Genomic DNA, 18,108 nt, shown 5'->3' with positions numbered 1-18,108 from the left:
CCCCTGCGAGCAGGGAAAACACGCGGTGTCAGTACCCGGACCACCTCGCCGCCTCGCATAGGGTTGCCAGACATATGGCCACGCATCGTCTTCCTCCGTTCCCAATGCCGACCAGGACGCCGACCAGGACGCCGATCACCGCCCTGATCTGTGCGGTGGCCGTCGGAACCGCCACGGCCTGCGCGCCGTCCCAGGGCGCGGTCGCGCCGTCCTCTGCCGCGGCCGCCCCCGCGTCAGCGGGGGTGGGCACGTCGACGGGCACCATGGGCGCCCCGGGCATCGGCGACCCCGACTTCCCTAGCGACGGCAACGGCGGCTACGACGTCCGGCACTACGACCTCCGTCTGTCGTACGACCCCTCGTCCAGGAAGCTCGCGGGCAGCGCCACGATCGAGGCGAAGGCCGCGCAGGACCTCACGTCGTTCGACCTGGACCTGCACGGGCTCACCGTGAGCCGCGTGGCGGTGGACGGCGCGGCGGCCTCGTTCAGCCGCAGTCAGGACGAGCTCGTGATCGAGCCGGCCCAGCGGATCCGGAACGGCGACGGCTTCGCGGTCACGGTCGACTACTCCGGCGTGCCGGAACCGATGCACGACACCGCCAACCTCGGCCGGTACGGCTTCATCGCCACCCCGGACGGCGCGTTCGTCACGTGCGAGCCGAACGGCGCGAAGACCTGGTTCCCGTCGAACGACCACCCCGCCGACAAGGCGACCTACGACTTCCGGATCACCGTGCCCGAGGGGCTGACCGCGATCGCCAACGGCGAGATGGCCGGGACGCCGCAGACCACGGCGGGCAAGACGACTTTCGTCTGGCGGGAGAAGCACCCGATGGCGAGCTACCTCGCCACGATGACGACCGGAAAGTTCCAGGTCCGCACCGGCACGAGCGCAAAGGGCCTGCCGATCTACGCCGCCGTGGCCGACTCCTTCCGCGGCTCGCTGGACACCCTCTTCACCCAGACCGGGAAGATCACCGACTACTGGTCGACCGTCTTCGGGCCCTACCCCTTCTCCTCCACCGGCGGCGTGATCGACGACTACGCGGCGGGGTACGCGCTGGAGAACCAGACCAAGCCCATCTACGGCGGCTTCTCGCCCGAGCCCGCGATCATCGCGCACGAGCTCGCCCACCAGTGGTTCGGCGACAGCCTGAGCATCGGGCGCTGGCGGGACCTGTGGCTGAACGAGGGCTTCGCGACGTACGCCGAGTGGCTGTGGGCGGAGCACACCGGTCAGGGCACGGCCGATTCGGCCTTCCGGCGCTACTACGAGAACGCGGCGGACCCGATGTGGGCCTATCCCCCGGGCGCGGCCCGCGCCGACGACCTGTTCAGCGCCGCCGTCTACAACCGCGGCGCCATGACGCTGCACGCGCTGCGCCGGGAGATCGGCGACCAGAAGTTCTTCCCGCTGATCAGGGCGTGGGCCGACGCCCACAGGTACGGCAACGTCAGCACGCGGGAGTTCATCGCGCTGGCCGAGCGCGTCTCGGGCAAGGACCTCAAGGGACTGTTCGACGCCTGGCTGTTCCAGCCGAAGCGCCCCGCCCCGGTCATGTGACCCGAACCGCCCCGGATCAGGAGAACAGCAGCTTGTAGCCGTCCCGCCGCAGCGCGCTCAGCACCTCGTCGCAGTGCGCGGGACCGCGGGTCTCCAGTTGCAGCAGGACCTCGGCCTCCTCCAGGTGCAGCCGGGAGCCGAACCGCTCGTGCACCACGTCGAGCACGTTGGCCCCGAGGTCGGCCAGCCGGGCCAGGAGCGCGGCCAGCGCCCCGGGACGGTCGGTCAGCCGGATGCGGAAGGCGAGATAGCGGCCCGCCGCCGCGAGGCCGTGCCGCAGCACCCTGGCCAGCAGCAGCGGATCGATGTTGCCGCCCGACAGCACGACGACGACCGGCGGCTCGAACGCGTGCGGCTGGTCGAGCAGCGCCGCGACCCCCGCCACCCCGGCCGGCTCCACCAGCAGCTTCGCGCGTTCGAGGCACAGCAGCAGGGCCCGCGACAGCGACTCCTCCGACACCGTGACGACGCTGTCGACCAGGTAGTGGATCAGCTCGAACGGCAGGTCGCCCGGCCGCCCGACCGCGATCCCGTCCGCCATCGTGGACGTGGGCTCGACCATGACCGGACGGCCTGCGGCCAGCGAGTCGGGGTAGGCGGCGGCCCGCTCGGCCTGCACGCCCACCACCTTGATCCCCGGGCGCTGGGACTTCACCGCGAGCGCGACCCCGGCCGCGAGGCCCCCGCCGCCGATGGGCAGCACGATCGTGGCCGTGCCGGGGAGCTGCTCCAGGATCTCCAGGCCGACCGTGCCCTGCCCGGCGACCACGTCGGGGTGGTCGAACGGGTGGATGAAGACGGCGCCGGTCCGGTCCGCGTGCTCCCTGGCCGCCCGCAGCGCCTCGTCGACCGTGTGCCCCGCGAAGACCACGTCCGCGCCGTACGCCCGGGTGGCCTCCACCTTCGGCAGCGGCGCGCCCTCGGGCATGTAGACGGTCGACTTGGCCCCGACCAGCGACGATCCCAGCGCGACGCCCTGCGCGTGGTTGCCCGCGCTGGCCGCGACCACGCCCCGGGCCCGCTCCTCCTCGCTCAGGCGCGCGATCCGCACGTACGCTCCGCGGACCTTGAAGGACCCGGCCCGCTGGAGGTTCTCGCACTTCAGGTGCACCGAACCGCCGACGATCTCGGACAGCACCCGGGAATGCAGGACGGGTGTCAGCGCCGCCACGTCCGACAGCGACTCGCGTGCGGCGACGACGTCCTCGTACGTCACCTGTGGGACAGCCATGTGCCCATCATCACAGGTTCCGGCGCTCTCAGCGCTCCGGCGACCAGTACCTGTCGCCGGCCGCCACGAGCGCGGCGGCGCCGACGAGTCCGGCGTCCTGGCCGAGCGCGGCGGGCACGACCCGCACCCGCCCGGCGAACCCCATGCGGGTGTGCTTTCGCAGCGCCTCCTCCAGTGGCGCGAACAGCAGGTCGCCCGCCTGGCTGAGCCCGCCGCCGACGGTCACGAGGTCGAGGTCGCACAGGTTGACGGCGGAGGCGATCGCGACACCCAGGGCGCGCCCGGCCCGGGCCATCGCGGCCAGCGCGATCGGGTCGCCGGCCGTGGCGTCGGCGGCGAGGCGGCGCGCGGTGGCCGTCCCCTCCTCCCGGTAGAGCTCACCGTGGGTCACCCCGGCGTTCGGCGACCAGCCCTGCGCGAGCGCCCAGGCGGCGAGGCCGGGGCCGCGGGCGATCGCCTCCAGACAGCCGTTGCCGCCGCAGCCGCACGGCGGGCCCCCGGGGTCGACCACCACGTGACCGATGTGACCCGCGTTGCCCGTCCCGCCGTCGATGAGCCTGCCGCCGAGGATCAGCCCGCCGCCGACGCCGGTCGACACGACCATCCCGAGCATGGCCTCGCTGCCCTGCCCGGCGCCGCGCCAGTGCTCCGCGACGGCCAGGCAGATCGCGTCGTTGTGGATGCGGACCGGAACGCCGGGAAACCGCCCGGCCAGCCTCCCGCGCAGCGGGAAGCCGCGCCAGCCGCCCATGTTGAGGGGCGAGACCTCCCCCTCGGGCCAGGTCATCGGCCCGCCGCAGCCGACGCCCACGCCGGCGAGCGCGGCGGGCAGGTCCAGCCGGTCGAGCAGCGTGGTGAGCGTCTCCCACAGCGTCTCGGCGTCGCCGCCCTGCGGGGTGGCGGCCCGCTCGGCGGTCACCACCCGCCCGTACGGGTCCACCAGGCCGGCCGCGAACTTCGTGCCGCCGATGTCGACGGCCAGGATGAGGTCGCTCACGCGCCCGCTCCCGCGTCCCCGGGGAATCCCGTGCCCCCGGGGAACCCGGTGCCGCCGGAGAACCCCTTGTCTCCCGAGAAGCCCGTTCCCCCGGAGAAACCCGTGCCGCTGGACAAATCGGTGCCGCTGGAGAAGACGAGCAGCGACGCGGTGAAGCCGTGGACGTGGTTGTGCCCGCCGACCGGCCCGACCTCGCCCGCGGCGAAGAACCCCGCCACCCCGATCGGCCCCAGCGTCTCGCGTACGGCGAGCGCGTCGTGGTCGGCCGAGTCGAACATGCCCGAGCCCCGGCCGTTGCAGGAGAACAGCAGCGCTCCCTCGACCCGGCCGGAGTGCTCCCGCAGGTGGTCGTCGAGCAGTTCGTAAAGGTCCTCGTCGGCGGCCTCGGCGTCCCTGACCTGGAACCGCACCGTCCTGCCGATCTCGATCACGTCGCCGACGGCCACCGCCTCCCGCTCGGGGTCGATCCCGATGACCCCCCGGATCAGGAAGTCGCCGCGCTCGTGGCGCTCGGCGTACTCGTCCATCGCGATGCCGATCTGTAAGCCGGCGGCGACCAGGTCGCGGTCCTCCTCGTCGAGGGCGCTGACGATGTCCTCCAGGCGCGCCAGCGCGGGCTGGCCCGCGAGTTCCAGCAGCACGTTGTCCTCGGCGCGGGTGACGACCATGGACGGCCCGATCGGCCGGCAGCCCTGGCTCACGACGGTGCCGACGTTCACCTGACCGCCGATGACCACGCCGATCGCGCCGGAGTCGTGGACCTCCCCGTTGGCGAACAGCCGCACCGAGCCGCGGCCCTGCAGCCCGTTGGCCAGGCCGCCGACGATCGGCAGGCTGCCCAGCACCTCGTGCGAGTGCTCGATGAACGCGTCCGTGGGGAAGCTGTAGGGGTCGGCGAGCAGGATCACCGCCCGGTCGTCGGGGACGCGCTCCGGCAGCCCCACGACCACGAACCTGTCCTCCGTCCGGAGCGTCTCCAGGGCGAAGGTGTCGATCCTGGCCCCGCCGAGGGACGCCGCCCACGCGCTCACGGCGGGGGTCAGCTCCACGCCCTGGCCGTGCCCGATCACGCCGGTCGCGCTGCAGCCGATCACGTCGGCTCCGGACGCGACGGACATCGCCCGCCGGCCGGCTCTGGCCACGTCGTCGGGGTCGTCTCCGCAGATGAAGAAGCACACAAGATCTGGCGGACCCGACAGGCCGGCCAACGCCTGGCGTACGGCGGTCTCGGCCGCTTCCACCAGGTTCGGGCCCACGGCGAGACCGTCGGCGAAGCGGCTCGTCATTACCGCCATAGTCTCGCCCTCTCTTCCTCCGCGACTGTTTCCTTGGGCCGATTCTCCCCACTGAACGGAGGTCAACGCACGGGCCGCCCGGCCAATTGGGTCGTGTCCCCCAGCCGTTATCCCCCTCAGCCATGTTCCCTGAAAGTCGGCTGCCGGATCACCTGATGGGGACGTAGGCTCGACTCCGTGCACAAATCGCCCACGCCTGCCCCCAGCACTCTGCGTGAACTGCGCGAGAGTGGACACCGATACCGAACGGTCAAGGCCGAGATCAGGGAGAACCTCCTGGCCCGGCTGCGGGCCGGCGAGGCCCGGTTCCCCGGCATCGTCGGCTTCGACGACACGGTCCTGCCCCACCTGGAGAGGGCACTGATCGCGGGCCACGACCTCGTGCTCCTCGGCGAGCGCGGCCAGGGCAAGACCCGCCTGATCCGCACCATCACCGGCCTGCTCGACGAGTGGTCGCCGGTGGTCGAGGGCTGCGAGATCAACGACCACCCGTACGCGCCGGTCTGCGTCCGGTGCCGCCGGCTGGCCGCCGACCACGGCGACGACCTGCCGGTCGCGTGGAAGCACCGCGAGGACCGGTACGGCGAGAAACTCGCCACCCCGGACACCTCGGTCGGCGACCTCATCGGCGACGTCGACCCCATCAAGATCGCCGAAGGCCGCACGCTCGGCGACCCGGAGACCGTCCACTACGGCCTGGTCCCCCGGACCAACCGCGGCGTCTTCTCCGTCAACGAGCTGCCCGACCTGGCCGAGCGCATCCAGGTGGCGCTGCTCAACGTGCTGGAGGAGCGCGACATCCAGGTCCGCGGTTACAACCTGCGGCTCCCCCTCGACATCCTGCTGATCGCCAGCGCCAACCCCGAGGACTACACCAACCGCGGCCGGATCATCACTCCGCTCAAGGACCGGTTCGGCGCGGAGATCCGCACCCACTACCCCCGTACGGTCGAGGACGAGCTGGTCCTGATCCGCCAGGAGGCCGACCTCGGCGATCTCGGCGCGGACCTGCCCGACCACCTGGTGGAGGTGATCGCCCGGTTCACCCGCCTGGTCCGCGAGTCGACCGCGGTCGACTCCCGCTCGGGCGTGTCGGCCCGCTTCTCGATCGCCGCCGCCGAGACCGCCGCCGCCTCCGCCGTACGGCGGGCCGCGCTGACCGGGGAGGAGCGGCCCGTCACCCGCGTGTGCGACCTGCCCGGCGTGGTCCACACGCTGCGCGGCAAGGTGGAGTTCGAGGTCAGCGAGGAGGGGCGGGAGATCGAGGTGCTCGCCCACCTGCTGCGCCGCGCGACGGCCGAGACGTTCCGCGGCTCGCTCGGCGGCGCCGACCTCGCGCCGCTGCTGGACAGGTTCGGCGAGGGCGCGCAGGTGGAGTCGGGCGAGCTGGTGCCGGCCCACGAGCTGCTGCGCAGGATCGGCCGCGTCGAGGGCCTGTCGAAGATCATGGCCCGGCTCGGCATGGGCGAGGGCGACGAGTCGCCCGGCCACGCCGCCGCGGCGCTGGAGTTCACGCTGGAAGGGCTTTACCTGATGCGCAGGCTGTCCAAGGACGAGACCGACGGCGCCGCGGTGTACCGGACGTGAGCTACTTCTACCGGGAGTACCACGACGGGCCGGATCCGCTGGCTCCGCCGTACGACGTGCGCTCGGCGCTGGACGAGATGGGCGACGCCGTCCTGTCCGGCTCGACCCCGCTCGACGCGCTGCGCGACCTGCTGCGGCGCGGGTTGCCGGGCGCTCCCGACCGCCGCGGCCTGGACGACCTGCTCCGCCAGGTACGGCGGCGGCGCCGCGAACTGCGGGACAACACCCGGCTCGACGGCACGCTGGAGCGCGTGCGCGTCCTGCTCGACAAGGCGATCGGCCAGGAGCGGGCCGAGCTCCAGCGGGGGTCCGGGGGTCGCCCCCCGGGAGAACGCAGTCCCGATCCGGCCGACGACGCCCGGTTCCGGGAGGCGATGCTCGACGCGCTGCCCTCGGACACCTCACGGGCCGTCCAGGAGCTGGCCGGCTACGACTGGCGATCGGCCGCGGCGCGGCAGACGTTCGAGGAGCTGCGCGACCTGCTGCGCAGGGAGGTCCTCGACAGCCAGTTCCGCGGCATGCGGGACGCGCTGGCCAACCCCGACCCGGCCGCCATGGAACGGGTCCGGCAGATGATGTCGGACCTCAACGACATGCTGGACCGCGACGCCCGGGGCGAGCACACCCAGGACGACTTTGACCAGTTCATGCAGAAATACGGGGACATGTTCCCCGAGAACCCCCGGAACCTGGATGAGCTGGTCGACCAGCTCGCCCGCCGCGCCGCCGCCGCGCAGCGGCTGCTCGCCTCGCTCACCCCGGAGCAGCGCGAGGAACTGGCCGGACTGATCGACCAGACGCTGGAGCAGGCGGGCCTGGCCGAGCAGATGCGGCGCCTCGGCGACTCTCTCTACGCCCGCCGTCCCGACCTCGCCTGGGGCTCCCCCGAACGGGTGTCCGGCGAGCAGCCGATGGGCATGGGCGACGCCGTGACGGCCCTGCAGGAGCTGGCCGACCTCGGCGACCTGGAGAGCGCGCTGCGCCAGGACTACCCCGGCGCCCGGCTCGACGACATCGACGAGGCCGCGATCCGGCGGGCGCTCGGGCGCTCGGCCGTGGACGACCTGGAGGCGCTGCGACAGGTCGAGCGCGAGCTGGAGGCCCAGGGTTACCTGCGGCGCAACCGCGGCAAGCTGGAGCTCACGCCCAAGGCCGTACGCCGCCTCGGGGAGACCGCCCTGCGCCGCGTCTTCGCCTCGCTCGACTCGGGCCGCCGCGGCGACCACGACCAGCGCGACGCGGGCACGGCCGGGGAGCCGACCGGCTCGACCCGCCCATGGCGCTTCGGCGACGAGCAGCCCATCGACGTCGTCCGTACGGTCGTCAACGGCGTACGGCAGGGCGGGGGCGCGCCCGTGACCCTGTCGGTGGACGACTTCGAGGTCGTGGAGACCGAGCGGCGCTCGGCGGCGGCCGTCTGCCTGCTGGTCGACCTGTCCTACTCGATGGCCCTGCGCGGCACCTGGGCGGCGGCCAAGCAGACCGCGCTCGCCCTGCAGGCGCTGGTCGCCTCGAAGTTCCCCCAGGACGCGGTGCAGATCATCGGGTTCTCGAACTACGCCCGGGTGCTGCGGCCCGACGAGCTGGCCGGGCTCGAATGGGACATGGTCCAGGGCACGAACCTGCACCACGCGCTGCTGATCGCGGGCCGGCACCTCGACCGCCACCCGGACTTCGAGCCGGTGGTCCTGGTGGTCACCGACGGCGAGCCGACGGCGCACCTGATGCGCAACGGCGTGCCGCGCTTCGAGTGGCCGCCGTCGCAGGAGACGCTGACGCTGACGCTCGCCGAGGTCGACAAGATGACCAGGCGGCGCGCGACGATCAACGTCTTCATGCTGGCCGCCGACGACCGGCTGCGGGAGTTCGTGGACGAGGTCGCCCGCCGCAACGGCGGCCGCGTCTTCTCCGCCAGCGCCGACCGCCTCGGCGAGTACGTCGTCAGCGACTTCCTGCGCGCCCGCCGCACCCGCTGAGCGGCCGAGCCGGCGGCCGGCGGCCGCCTGAGTCACACGCACGCCGGCGTCGTCGTCCTCGGCGTCGGGGCCGTCCACGCGCTGCGCCGGGTGCCGGCTCCGCGCGGGAGGCGGACCGGTGGACGGTTCGCCGCCTGCCTGCCGGGCATGGCTAAGCACATCGGCGCGGGTCGGGGGGCGTGTCGCGAAGCCGCAGGACCGGCGGGGACCGGGAAGGCACCGGGCGGCGGACGTGAGCGGGGAGACGGACGGCCGCGGCCCCGGGAAATCGATAATCGATTGCCGACCGGGTTGCAATCGGCGGACGATAGACAGGCATCCCCTGTTCGCGCTGGTCGTTCCACATGCCGGTGGAAGGAGCGCTCCCATGTTCGCAGCGGTCGGCCTCGTCGTCCTCATGGTCGTCACCACGGTGCTGTTCGAGATGGCGGTCCACAACCGCCCCCGTCGCCGGAAGTAGCTCCCGCGTGTGCCCCGGCGTCCGACGCGTCCCGCGACGAGCGTGTCCGGGCGACTGCGGGGCCGATCAGTCAGGCGATAGCCTCTGCCCATGTCGCCTCTCGACCATCTGCTGCTGTGGCTGCACATAGGGTTCGCGATCTTCGCGCTCGGTCCGCTCACGGCGGTCACGAGCGTCACTCCGCGCTACATCCGGGCGCGCGATCTGGGCGTGCTGCGATATCTGCACCGCGCGACCCGGCTGTTCGGCCTGCTCACGATCGGGGTCTTCCTGTTCGGCCTGTTGCTGGGCCGCAGCGCCCTCGGCGCGCCGTACCTGTCGGTGTCGATGACGTTGTTCGTCGTGGCGGCCGTCCTCCTGGTGATCGTCGAGCGTGACCAGCGTACGGCCATCGCGGCGCTGTCCAGCGAGTCGCCGGAGGACGACGCGAAGGTGCAGACCGGGCGGATCGCGGCGCTTGCCGGCATCAGTGCCCTTATCTGGCTCGTCGTCCTCTTCCTGATGGTCTTCTTCAATCCGTCGTAACCGATTCCCGTCTTTTCCCGTATGTCCGGTAAAACGTCTTTGGCCGGAATCGGGGGAAAGAGGAGCGGGTGCACCTTACGACGCAACGCCGTGCGGCGTGGGCGCTGGTCGCCCTCGCCGTCGGCGCCTTCACCTACGTCACCGCCGAGGTCCTGCCCATCGGGCTGCTCACGGTGATGGCGGCCGACCTGGACCGGTCGCCGTCCGAGACGGGCCTGCTCGTCACCGGGTACGCCGCGGTCGTGGTGCTGGCCTCGCTGCCGCTCACCCGGCTGACCCAGCGGGTGCCGCGGCGCAGGTTGCTCACCGCCACGCTGGCCGTGTTCGTCGCGGGGATGCTGCTGACCGCCGTGGCGCCGAACTATCCGACGCTGCTGGCCGCCCGGCTGCTGGTCGCGGCCACCCAGGCGCTGTTCTGGTCGGTCGCGACCCCGGCCGCGGCGGCGATGTTCCCCCCGGAGATCCGGGGGCGCGCGATCGCCCGGATGTCGATCGGCAGCTCCCTCGGGCCCGTCCTCGGCGTCCCGGCCGGCACCTGGCTCGGCCAGCAGGTCGGCTGGCGGGCCGCGTTCGCCCTGGCCGCCGCCGTCGGCCTGGTCACGTGCGTCACAGTGGCGGCGCTGATGCCCGGCCGCCGGCAGACGGGCGGCGGCGCCGACGGCGGCCACGAGCCGGGCCGCGGCGCGACCCCGGACGCCCGCCGCTACGCGCTTCTGATCGTCGCCACCGTCATCGGTGTGGGCGGCTACCTGACCGCGTACACCTACATCACGCCGTTCCTGCTGGAGTTCGGCGGGTTCGCCCCGGCCGCGCTCAGCCCGTTGCTCCTCGCGTCCGGGATCGCCGGGGTCACGGGAACGATCGTGGTCGGCCGGCTGCTCGACAGCCGGCCGAGGACCGCCCTCGTCGGGCCGCTGGCCATCATCACGTGCGCGCTGCTGGGTCTGTACGCCTTCGGCGCCGTGCACGCGGTGGCCGTGGTGGCCCTCTGCCTGACGGGCATGTCGTTCAGCGCGCTCGCCGCGGCCATCGCCAGCCGCGCGCTGCAGGTGGCCCCGGGCAGCACCGACATCGCCTCGGCCGGCAGCGGCTCGGCCTTCAACATCGGCATCGCGGGCGGCTCGCTGCTCGGCGGCGCGCTCATCGACCACTCCGGCGTCCGCAGCGTGACCGTGGCCGGCGCCCTGCTGACGGCCACGGCGCTCGCCGCCCTGCTGTGCGAACGGTGGGTGGCTCCCGCCCGCCGCTCCGCGCCGGAGCCCGCGGCCCCGGCGCGAAGCGCCCCATAGGCAGAGCGCGGAGCGCGCGTTGGACAGAGCGCGGAGCGCGCGTTGGACAGCCGGCGCGGAGCGAGCGCGGAGACCTCAGCCGAGGGCCTCGGAGAGGTCGGCCAGGAGGTCGTCGACGGTCTCGATGCCGACCGACAGACGGACCAGGTCGGCGGGGACCTCCAGCGGCGACCCGGCGGCCGACGCGTGGGTCATCCGGCCGGGGTGCTCGATCAGCGACTCGACGCCGCCGAGGGACTCGCCGAGCGTGAACAGCTTGGCGCGGTTGCAGATCTCGACCGCGGCCTCCTCGCCGCCCTCGACGCGGAACGACACCATCCCGCCGAAACGCCGCATCTGCTTGGCTGCCACCTCGTGCCCGGGGTGCTCGGGCAGGCCCGGATAGAGCACCTGGACGACCTTCGGGTGCGACAGCAGCAGGTCGACCACGCGCTCGGCGTTGTCGCAGTGCCGGTCCATCCGCACGCCAAGCGTCTTGAGGCCGCGCAGCGTGAGCCAGGCGTCGAACGGCCCGGCCACCGCGCCCATCGCGTTCTGGTGGTAGGCCAGCCGCTCGCCGAGGTCCGCGGACCGGGTCACCAGCGCGCCGCCGACCACGTCGGAGTGGCCGCCGACGTACTTGGTCGTCGAGTGGACCACGACGTCCGCGCCCAGGCTGAGCGGCTGCTGCAGGTAGGGCGAGGCGAAGGTGTTGTCCACCACGAGCACGGCGCTCCCGTCGTGCGCGACGTTCGCCAGCGCGGCGATGTCCGCGACGTTCAGCAGGGGGTTCGTGGGTGTCTCCACCCAGATCGCCTTCGTCTCCGGCCGTACGGCGGCGCGCACCGCGTCCAGGTCGCCGAGCGGCACCGGGTCGAAGGTGACCCCCCACTCCTGAAGGACCCGGGAGAACAGCCGGTAGGTGCCGCCGTACGCGTCGTCGGGGATCACCACGTGATCGCCGGGCTTGCAGACGGTGCGCAGCAGCGTGTCCTCGGCGGCGAGGCCCGACGCGAAGGCCAGCCCGCGCACACCGCCCTCGACGGCGGCCAGCGCCTCCTCGAGAGCGGTCCTGGTCGGGTTGGCCGACCGGCTGTACTCGTATCCCGCCCGCAGGCCGCCCACGCCGTCCTGCTTGTAGGTGGACACGGCGTATATGGGAGGAACGACGGCGCCCGTGTGCGGGTCCGGCTCCTGGCCCGCGTGGATGGCCAGCGTCTCGAAACCATGGTTCATGGCGTCGAGCGTAGCCGCCCGGCCCGCCTGGTCCCGGCGGGCGCGTCGTCCGCCGGCCAATGGCAGGTCTAGTGGTTGGCGAGGAAGGCCAGCAGGTCCTGACGGGTGACCATGCCCACCGGCTTGCCGTCGTCCAGCACCACGGCCGCGTCGGCCTTCTCCAGCGCCTCGACCGCCCGGGCCACCGGCTCACCGGACCCGATCATGGGCAGCGGCGCGGACATGTGCCCGCCGATCTCGTCCTCGGACCGCACCCGGCCGCGGTAGAGGCCCTCCAGCAGGTCGCGCTCCACGATCGAGCCGATGACCTCGGCCGCCATGACCGGCGGCTCCTCCTTCATCACCGGAAGCTGGGAGACGTTGTACTCCCGCATGATCGAGATGGCGGTGCCGACCGACTCGTGCGGGTGGACGTGGACGAACTCGGGCAGCCCCGGCGTCTTGCGTCCCAGCACGTCGCCGACCAGGCCCTCCTCACTCGACGTGGTGAGGAAGCCGTAGTCGGCCATCCACTCGTCGTTGAAGATCTTCGAAAGGTAGCCGCGGCCGCCGTCCGGCAGCAGCACGACCACGACGTCGTCGGGCCCGGCCGCCTGGGCCACGCGCACGGCCGCCACCACGGCCATGCCGCACGAGCCGCCGACGAGCAGCGCCTCCTCGCGGGCGAGCCTGCGCGTCATCCCGAACGAGTCCTTGTCGGAGACCGCGATGATCTCGTCGCAGATCCCGGTGTCGTACGTGGCGGGCCAGATGTCCTCGCCCACGCCCTCGACGAGGTACGGACGGCCGGTGCCTCCCGAGTAGACCGAGCCGATCGGGTCGGCGCCGATGACCTTCACCCGGCCGCCGGAGACCTCCTTGAGGTACTTCCCGGTCCCGCTGATCGTGCCGCCGGTGCCGATTCCGGCGACGAAGTGGGTGATCCTGCCCTCGGTCTGCTCCCAGATCTCCGGGCCGGTCGAGTGGTAGTGGCTCGCCGGGTTCTCGGGGTTGGAGTACTGGTCGGGCTTCCAGGCGTTCGGGATCTCACGGGCCAGCCGGTCCGACACCGAGTAGTACGAGTCGGGGTGGTCGGGCGAGACGGCGGTGGGGCAGACCACGACCTCCGCGCCGTACGCGCGGAGCACGTTGATCTTGTCCTGGGCGACCTTGTCCGGGCAGACGAACAGGCAGCGGTAGCCCTTCTCCTGCGCCACGATGGCCAGGCCAACGCCGGTGTTGCCGGAGGTCGGCTCGACGATCGTGCCGCCGGGCTTGAGCTCGCCGCTCCGTTCGGCCGCCTCGATCATCCGCACCGCGATGCGGTCCTTCACCGAACCGCCGGGGTTGAAGTACTCCACCTTCGCGAGGACCTGGGCGGGCGCGCCCGCCGTGACCTTGCGCAGCCGGACGAGCGGGGTGTTGCCCATCAGCTCCACCAGCGAGTCGTGTACGCGCACCGCGATGACCACCTTGTTTGCCGAAGCTTGTCAGCCTGCCGTCAGCCGGGGTTCCGGTAGGGGTGGCCGGAACTCGGCTAATTTCTCCCTCAAACCGTACCGTGAGCATGGGGAGGACGGGTGATCCGGACGTCCGGCGCGGTGCGTGCCGCCCGCCGCATCGCCACCGCCGCCGCCGTGGGCGGTGGCGGGCTCACGGCCCTGGGAGCCGTGACGTACGGCCTGCTGATGGCCGAGGCCGTCCTGGCCCGGAGGATCGTGGGACAGCCGCACGGCCTCGACGGCCCCCGGGCCGACGGCGTGTACGGCTCGTTCCCCGGAGAGCCCATCCGGATGGCCGTGCTCGGCGACTCCACCTCGGTCGGCCTCGGCATGACCCGCCCCGAGGACACCCCGGCCGTCCGGATCGCGTACGGCCTCGCGGCCGTGGCCGAGCGTCCGGTGCGCCTCACCGTCGTCGGCCAGTCGGGCGCGGCGTCGGTGGACCTCGGCGTCCAGGTGGATCGCGCGCTGGAGATCCGGCCGGAGATCGCGGTCGTCTTCGTGGGGGCCAACGACGTGACCACCGCCACCCTGCCGGCCCGGGCCGTACGGCATCTGCAGAAGGCGGTGCGCCGGCTGCGCGAGGCCGGCGCGGAGGTGGTCGTGGGGACCTGTCCCGACCTGGGCACCGTGCGCCCGATCGCCCAGCCGCTCCGGTGGGTCACCCGGCGCTGGTCGCGGCAGCTCGCCGCGGCCCAGACCGTCGCCGTCATCGAGGCGGGCGGGCGGACCGTGGCGTTCGCCGACCTGCTCGGGCCCGAATTCGACGCGAACCCGGCCGAGATGTTCGGACCTGATCGTTTTCATCCATCTGCCCGAGGTTACCTACAAGCCGCGTACGCAGTGCTACCGTCTGTATGCGCCGCGTTGGGGTTGTGGCCCGAGCCGGAACCCGTGCGCGTCGAAGGATCGCAATACCTCTTGGCCGCAATGGCCGTGGAGGAACCCGGCACCGAGGTCACCGCGACCCGTGTCGCCGGCCGGGCTGTCGGCCCCCACGGACGGTGGGCGGCGCTGCTCCGCCGGAGACCCGGGCCGCTTCCGAACGCCTAGAGCCGGTCACCTACCGCGGCCGGGCCATCACCCCCTGTAGGAGCGAAATGATCCGGCCCCAGGTGAACCACGTGAAACCCGCTCTGGCCCTCGCCGCGACCGCCCTGCTGACCGGCGGCGCCCTCACCGGCTGCTCCGGCGGCGACGAGGCCGCCAAGGACCACCCGGCCTGGCACAACACGCAGGTGAACGCGGTCAGCCGGGCCACCACGGGAGGCGGCGTCGCGGCGACCACCTCGATGCGGCCCGACGGCTCCCTGGAGACCGTCGCACTCGACCTCGCGACCGGCCGCCGGCTGTGGGCGCACCCCGCGACGATGGTGGGCCGCCTCCCCGGCATGGGCGTGCAGGCTCCCGCGACCGTGGAGACCGGCGGCGGGCAGGCCACGGTGGTCGCGCTCGACCCCGCCGCCGCCGGCCGCAAGGGCGCCGTATTGGTGGCCAGGGACGCCCGCACCGGGCGGCAGAAGTGGGTCAGGCCCGTGCGGTCCACCTTCGGCCCGCAGCGCTGCGGGCCGTACGTCTGCGTCTCCGAGGACACCGCCCTCTCGTCCGCCCGCGTCGTGGTCCTCGACCCCCGTGACGGCGCCGTGAAGTGGCGCCTGCCCGGCATCGCCGAGGTCGAGTGGTCCGACGCGACCAAGGTCGTCCTGCTGAGACTCGCCTCCCATCCGGTGCTGGAGGCCCGCACGATCAAGGACGGCAAGACCGTCTGGCAGCTGCCGATCGAGCAGGCCCTCGGCCCGGGCGTCGACCTGAGCGGAGGCTGGGCCTTCGGCGCGACGGACGACAAGATCATCGGGTACGTCGCGCCGTACACCAACCCCCAGACCAAGGAGACCTCGACGTTCGGCCTGTTCTCCGCGCGTCTCACCGACGGCGCCGTCGACTGGATGCGGCCGTCCGTCGTCCGCGTCTACCCCAGCGGCAACCCGGCGTACGCGCCGGTCGTCCGGCCGGTCGACGAGCAGGGCCAGTACGGCGGGTTCGCCCGGCTCGACGCCGAGACCGGACGGGTCCTGGGGCAGATCACGCCCACGCAGGTCCCCGGCACCGGCTGGTGGCTGGCCTTCCCGCCCGAGATGAACAAGCTCGGCTTCCTCAAGCGCGACGCGCCCGGCTCGGTCTTCGACCTCAGCACCGGCGAGCCGACCCCGGTGAGCGGCGCGACCGGGTGGTCGTTCTGCGTGACCGACCCGAAGCCGCTGCCGCTGCGCGGCATGACCCCGGGGTTCTACTCGATCGCGGCACTGTGCGAGTTCGACCTGGCCACGGGTAAGCGCAAGGACTCCTCCTCCGCGCCGCCCTCCTGGTTCACCGGCGGCCAGAACGGCTGGCGTCTGTGGCGCGACGAGAAGGGCGCCCTCCACGCCGTCAACGACGGCACCGCCACCACCCCCGGCATGTACGGCTGACAGCCGAGCGCGCGGGAGCGAAGCGACCAAGCGCGACGAGGGCTGCGTTCCTGACGCGCCTCCGGCACGACCCCGCCGGGAGTGAGCGCCCCGACGAGCGAGCGGGAGACACTGTGCATTAGTACAAAGTTCTGGTGAGTGGGGCCCAGAGCGTGGCGGGCGGCGTACCGAGGGGTAACCTCCGGGGAGGAGGCCCCCCGAACCCTGGGTGGAGGGGCCCGAGATCAGGCAGGAGAGTCACATGCCCGAGGCAGTCATCGTGGCGACCGCGCGGTCACCGATCGGCCGCGCCTTCAAGGGGTCACTCAAGGACATCCGCCCGGACGACCTGACCGCGCAGATGATCCGCGCCGCGCTGGCGAAGGTGCCGCAGCTCGACCCGAACGACGTTGACGACCTCATGCTGGGCTGTGGGCTTCCCGGCGGCGAGCAGGGCCACAACCTGGGACGGGTGGTGTCGGTGCTGCTCGGGCTCGACAACGTGCCGGGCACCACGGTGACCCGTTACTGCTCCTCCTCCCTGCAGACGACCCGGATGGCGTTCCACGCCATCAAGGCAGGCGAGGGCGACGTCTTCATCTCGGCCGGCGTGGAGACCGTCTCCCGCTTCGCGCACGGCAGCTCGGACATGCCGCAGGCGCAGAACCCGCTGTTCGACGAGGCGAAGGCGCGTACGGAGGACACCGCCAAGGGCGGGGCCCCCGTATGGCACGACCCGCGTGAGGACGGCGTGCTGCCGGACGTCTACATCGCCATGGGCCAGACGGCCGAGAACGTCGCGGCGCTGAAGGGCGTCTCGCGGCGTGAGCAGGACGAGTTCGGCGTGCGCTCGCAGAACCTCGCGGAGAAGGCCATCGCGAACGGTTTCTGGGAGAGCGACATCACCCCGGTGACGCTTCCGGACGGCACCGTGGTGAGCAAGGACGACGGCCCCAGGGCCGGCACGACGTACGAGGCGGTCTCGCAGCTCAAGCCGGTGTTCCGGCCGGACGGCACGGTGACGGCGGGCAACTGCTGCCCGCTGAACGACGGCGCCGCCGCGGTGATCGTCATGAGCGACACCAAGGCCGCGGAGCTGGGCATCACGCCGCTCGCCCGGATCGTGTCGACCGGCGTCACCGGCCTGTCCCCCGAGATCATGGGGCTGGGCCCGATCGAGGCGTCGCGGCAGGCTCTCGCCCGCGCGGGCATGTCGATCGGCGACGTCGACCTGGTCGAGATCAACGAGGCGTTCGCCGCCCAGGTGATCCCCTCCTACCAGGAGCTGGGCATCGACATCGAGCGGCTCAACGTCAACGGAGGGGCGATCGCGGTGGGCCACCCGTTCGGCATGACCGGCGCCCGCATCACCTCCACGCTGCTCAACAGCCTCCGGTTCCACGACAAGTCGATCGGGCTGGAGACCATGTGCGTCGGCGGCGGCCAGGGCATGGCGATGGTGCTGGAGCGGCTGTCCTGAGCGACGGAGTCGACGCCGGTCCCGGCCCGCGCCGGGACCGGCGCCGCGTCAGCCGTGGTAGTCGGGGCCGGCGCGGGTGGGCTCGACCTGGATGATCACCCGCTTGTCCCGGATCATCGCGGCGCGGTAGTCGTCCCAGTCCGGGTGCTCGCCGCTGATGTCGCGGTAGTACTGCACCAGGTGCTCCATCGCGTCCGGCAGCGAGATGATCCGAGCGGTGCCCTCGATCTGCATCCACTCGCCGTAGAAGGCGTCGGTCATCACGGTGAGCACGACCTGGGGGTTCTCCCGCAGGTTGCGGGTCTTCACGGCCGTCTCGCGACTGCTGATCACGATGTGGCCGTCCTTGTCGCAGCCGACGGTCACCGGGGAGGTCTGCGGTCGTCCGTCCGGATACCGGGTCAGCATGACCGCTCGATGGTTCTTCCTGACGAACTCACGCGCCTTGTCGAGATCCATAGAACAATGATGCGCCCGCACCGGACCGGTGCGGGCGCTCGGTGTTTCTTGAGGTCGCGTGCCGCTCGAGGTCGAGAGCCGAGCTCTGCTGCTCGATGGGT

14 protein-coding genes are annotated in these 18,108 nt (G+C 72.4%); 8 read left to right on the top strand and 6 right to left on the bottom strand.

Annotation, left to right across the window (positions count from 1 at the left end; all coding sequences use genetic code 11):
* The first annotated feature begins 104 nt into the window (after window positions 1-104).
* The gene (locus AAH991_RS17640) at window positions 105-1,565 is read left to right on the top strand and encodes a M1 family metallopeptidase (RefSeq protein ID WP_346226927.1); all 1,461 of its coding nucleotides are present in this window, start codon (window positions 105-107) and stop codon (window positions 1,563-1,565) included.
* 16 nt (window positions 1,566-1,581) lie between these two features.
* Here the strand turns inward: AAH991_RS17640 and ilvA are convergent, their stop codons facing one another.
* Genes ilvA through AAH991_RS17625 form a run of 3 tightly spaced genes read right to left on the bottom strand, consistent with a single transcriptional unit; the run spans window position 1,582 to window position 5,079 of the window.
* Entirely contained in the window at window positions 1,582-2,796 is a 1,215-nt protein-coding gene (gene ilvA / locus AAH991_RS17635) for a threonine ammonia-lyase (RefSeq protein ID WP_346226926.1), read from the bottom strand.
* 28 nt (window positions 2,797-2,824) lie between these two features.
* Entirely contained in the window at window positions 2,825-3,793 is a 969-nt protein-coding gene (locus AAH991_RS17630; protein WP_346226925.1) for an ROK family protein, read from the bottom strand.
* A complete protein-coding gene (locus AAH991_RS17625; protein ID WP_346226924.1) occupies window positions 3,790-5,079 on the bottom strand; it encodes an FIST signal transduction protein in 1,290 nt (429 codons plus the stop codon). Before AAH991_RS17625 ends, AAH991_RS17630 begins: the two co-directional genes overlap by 4 nt.
* Window positions 5,080-5,265: 186 nt before the next feature.
* Between AAH991_RS17625 and AAH991_RS17620 the strand changes: the two genes are divergently transcribed.
* From AAH991_RS17620 to AAH991_RS17605, 4 genes are all read left to right on the top strand, one after another.
* Window positions 5,266-6,675 (top strand): sigma 54-interacting transcriptional regulator, encoded by a 1,410-nt coding sequence (locus tag AAH991_RS17620; RefSeq protein ID WP_346226923.1) that lies wholly within the window; start codon window positions 5,266-5,268, stop codon window positions 6,673-6,675.
* Window positions 6,672-8,651: a vWA domain-containing protein gene (locus AAH991_RS17615; protein ID WP_346226922.1), complete on the top strand. Its 1,980-nt coding sequence runs from the start codon at window positions 6,672-6,674 to the stop codon at window positions 8,649-8,651. The genes AAH991_RS17620 and AAH991_RS17615 overlap by 4 nt, the downstream gene beginning before the upstream one ends.
* A 550-nt stretch (window positions 8,652-9,201) precedes the next feature.
* The gene (locus AAH991_RS17610) at window positions 9,202-9,636 is read left to right on the top strand and encodes a hypothetical protein (protein WP_346226921.1); all 435 of its coding nucleotides are present in this window, start codon (window positions 9,202-9,204) and stop codon (window positions 9,634-9,636) included.
* 68 nt (window positions 9,637-9,704) lie between these two features.
* Window positions 9,705-10,925: an MFS transporter gene (locus AAH991_RS17605; RefSeq protein WP_346226920.1), complete on the top strand. Its 1,221-nt coding sequence runs from the start codon at window positions 9,705-9,707 to the stop codon at window positions 10,923-10,925.
* Between the two features lie 75 nt (window positions 10,926-11,000).
* Here AAH991_RS17605 and AAH991_RS17600 read toward each other — a convergent pair whose 3' ends face one another.
* Together AAH991_RS17600 and AAH991_RS17595 are read right to left on the bottom strand one after the other, a co-directional pair.
* On the bottom strand, window positions 11,001-12,140 hold the full coding sequence (locus AAH991_RS17600; protein ID WP_346226919.1) for a cystathionine gamma-synthase: 1,140 nt from the start codon (window positions 12,138-12,140) through the stop codon (window positions 11,001-11,003).
* 68 nt (window positions 12,141-12,208) lie between these two features.
* On the bottom strand, window positions 12,209-13,579 hold the full coding sequence (locus AAH991_RS17595; protein WP_346226918.1) for a cystathionine beta-synthase: 1,371 nt from the start codon (window positions 13,577-13,579) through the stop codon (window positions 12,209-12,211).
* Between the two features lie 120 nt (window positions 13,580-13,699).
* Here AAH991_RS17595 and AAH991_RS17590 point away from each other — a divergent pair, with 120 nt between their 5' ends.
* The 3 genes from AAH991_RS17590 to AAH991_RS17580 all read left to right on the top strand — a co-directional run bounded on the left by AAH991_RS17590 (window position 13,700) and on the right by AAH991_RS17580 (window position 17,548).
* Window positions 13,700-14,674, top strand: coding sequence for an SGNH/GDSL hydrolase family protein (locus tag AAH991_RS17590; protein WP_346226917.1), 975 nt, complete (start codon window positions 13,700-13,702; stop codon window positions 14,672-14,674).
* 71 nt (window positions 14,675-14,745) lie between these two features.
* Window positions 14,746-16,089 carry an outer membrane protein assembly factor BamB family protein gene (locus tag AAH991_RS17585; RefSeq protein WP_346226916.1) on the top strand — a complete coding sequence of 448 codons (1,344 nt, stop codon included), beginning with the start codon at window positions 14,746-14,748 and terminating at the stop codon, window positions 16,087-16,089.
* 241 nt (window positions 16,090-16,330) lie between these two features.
* On the top strand, window positions 16,331-17,548 hold the full coding sequence (locus AAH991_RS17580; protein ID WP_346226915.1) for an acetyl-CoA C-acetyltransferase: 1,218 nt from the start codon (window positions 16,331-16,333) through the stop codon (window positions 17,546-17,548).
* 48 nt (window positions 17,549-17,596) lie between these two features.
* Here AAH991_RS17580 and AAH991_RS17575 read toward each other — a convergent pair whose 3' ends face one another.
* On the bottom strand, window positions 17,597-18,007 hold the full coding sequence (locus AAH991_RS17575) for a PPOX class F420-dependent oxidoreductase (protein WP_346226914.1): 411 nt from the start codon (window positions 18,005-18,007) through the stop codon (window positions 17,597-17,599).
* Between the last annotated feature and the right edge of the window lie 101 nt (window positions 18,008-18,108).

The organism is Microbispora sp. ZYX-F-249 (assembly GCF_039649665.1).
Taxonomy (GTDB): Bacteria; Actinomycetota; Actinomycetes; order Streptosporangiales; family Streptosporangiaceae; genus Microbispora; species Microbispora maris.
Note: the sequence above shows the minus strand (reverse complement) of the source record. Positions and strands in the feature narration are given on the sequence as shown.

Excerpts from the sequence above, each read along its gene's own strand:
- AAH991_RS17600 (WP_346226919.1), bottom strand. The coding sequence starts at position 12,140 with ATGAACCATGGTTTCGAGACGCTGGCCATCCACGCGGGCCAGGAGCCG.
- AAH991_RS17610 (WP_346226921.1), top strand. The coding sequence starts at position 9,202 with ATGTCGCCTCTCGACCATCTGCTGCTGTGGCTGCACATAGGGTTCGCG.
- AAH991_RS17625 (WP_346226924.1), bottom strand. The coding sequence starts at position 5,079 with ATGACGAGCCGCTTCGCCGACGGTCTCGCCGTGGGCCCGAACCTGGTG.
- AAH991_RS17575 (WP_346226914.1), bottom strand. The coding sequence starts at position 18,007 with ATGGATCTCGACAAGGCGCGTGAGTTCGTCAGGAAGAACCATCGAGCG.
- AAH991_RS17640 (WP_346226927.1), top strand. The coding sequence starts at position 105 with ATGCCGACCAGGACGCCGACCAGGACGCCGATCACCGCCCTGATCTGT.
- ilvA (WP_346226926.1), bottom strand. The coding sequence starts at position 2,796 with ATGGCTGTCCCACAGGTGACGTACGAGGACGTCGTCGCCGCACGCGAG.
- AAH991_RS17580 (WP_346226915.1), top strand. The coding sequence starts at position 16,331 with ATGCCCGAGGCAGTCATCGTGGCGACCGCGCGGTCACCGATCGGCCGC.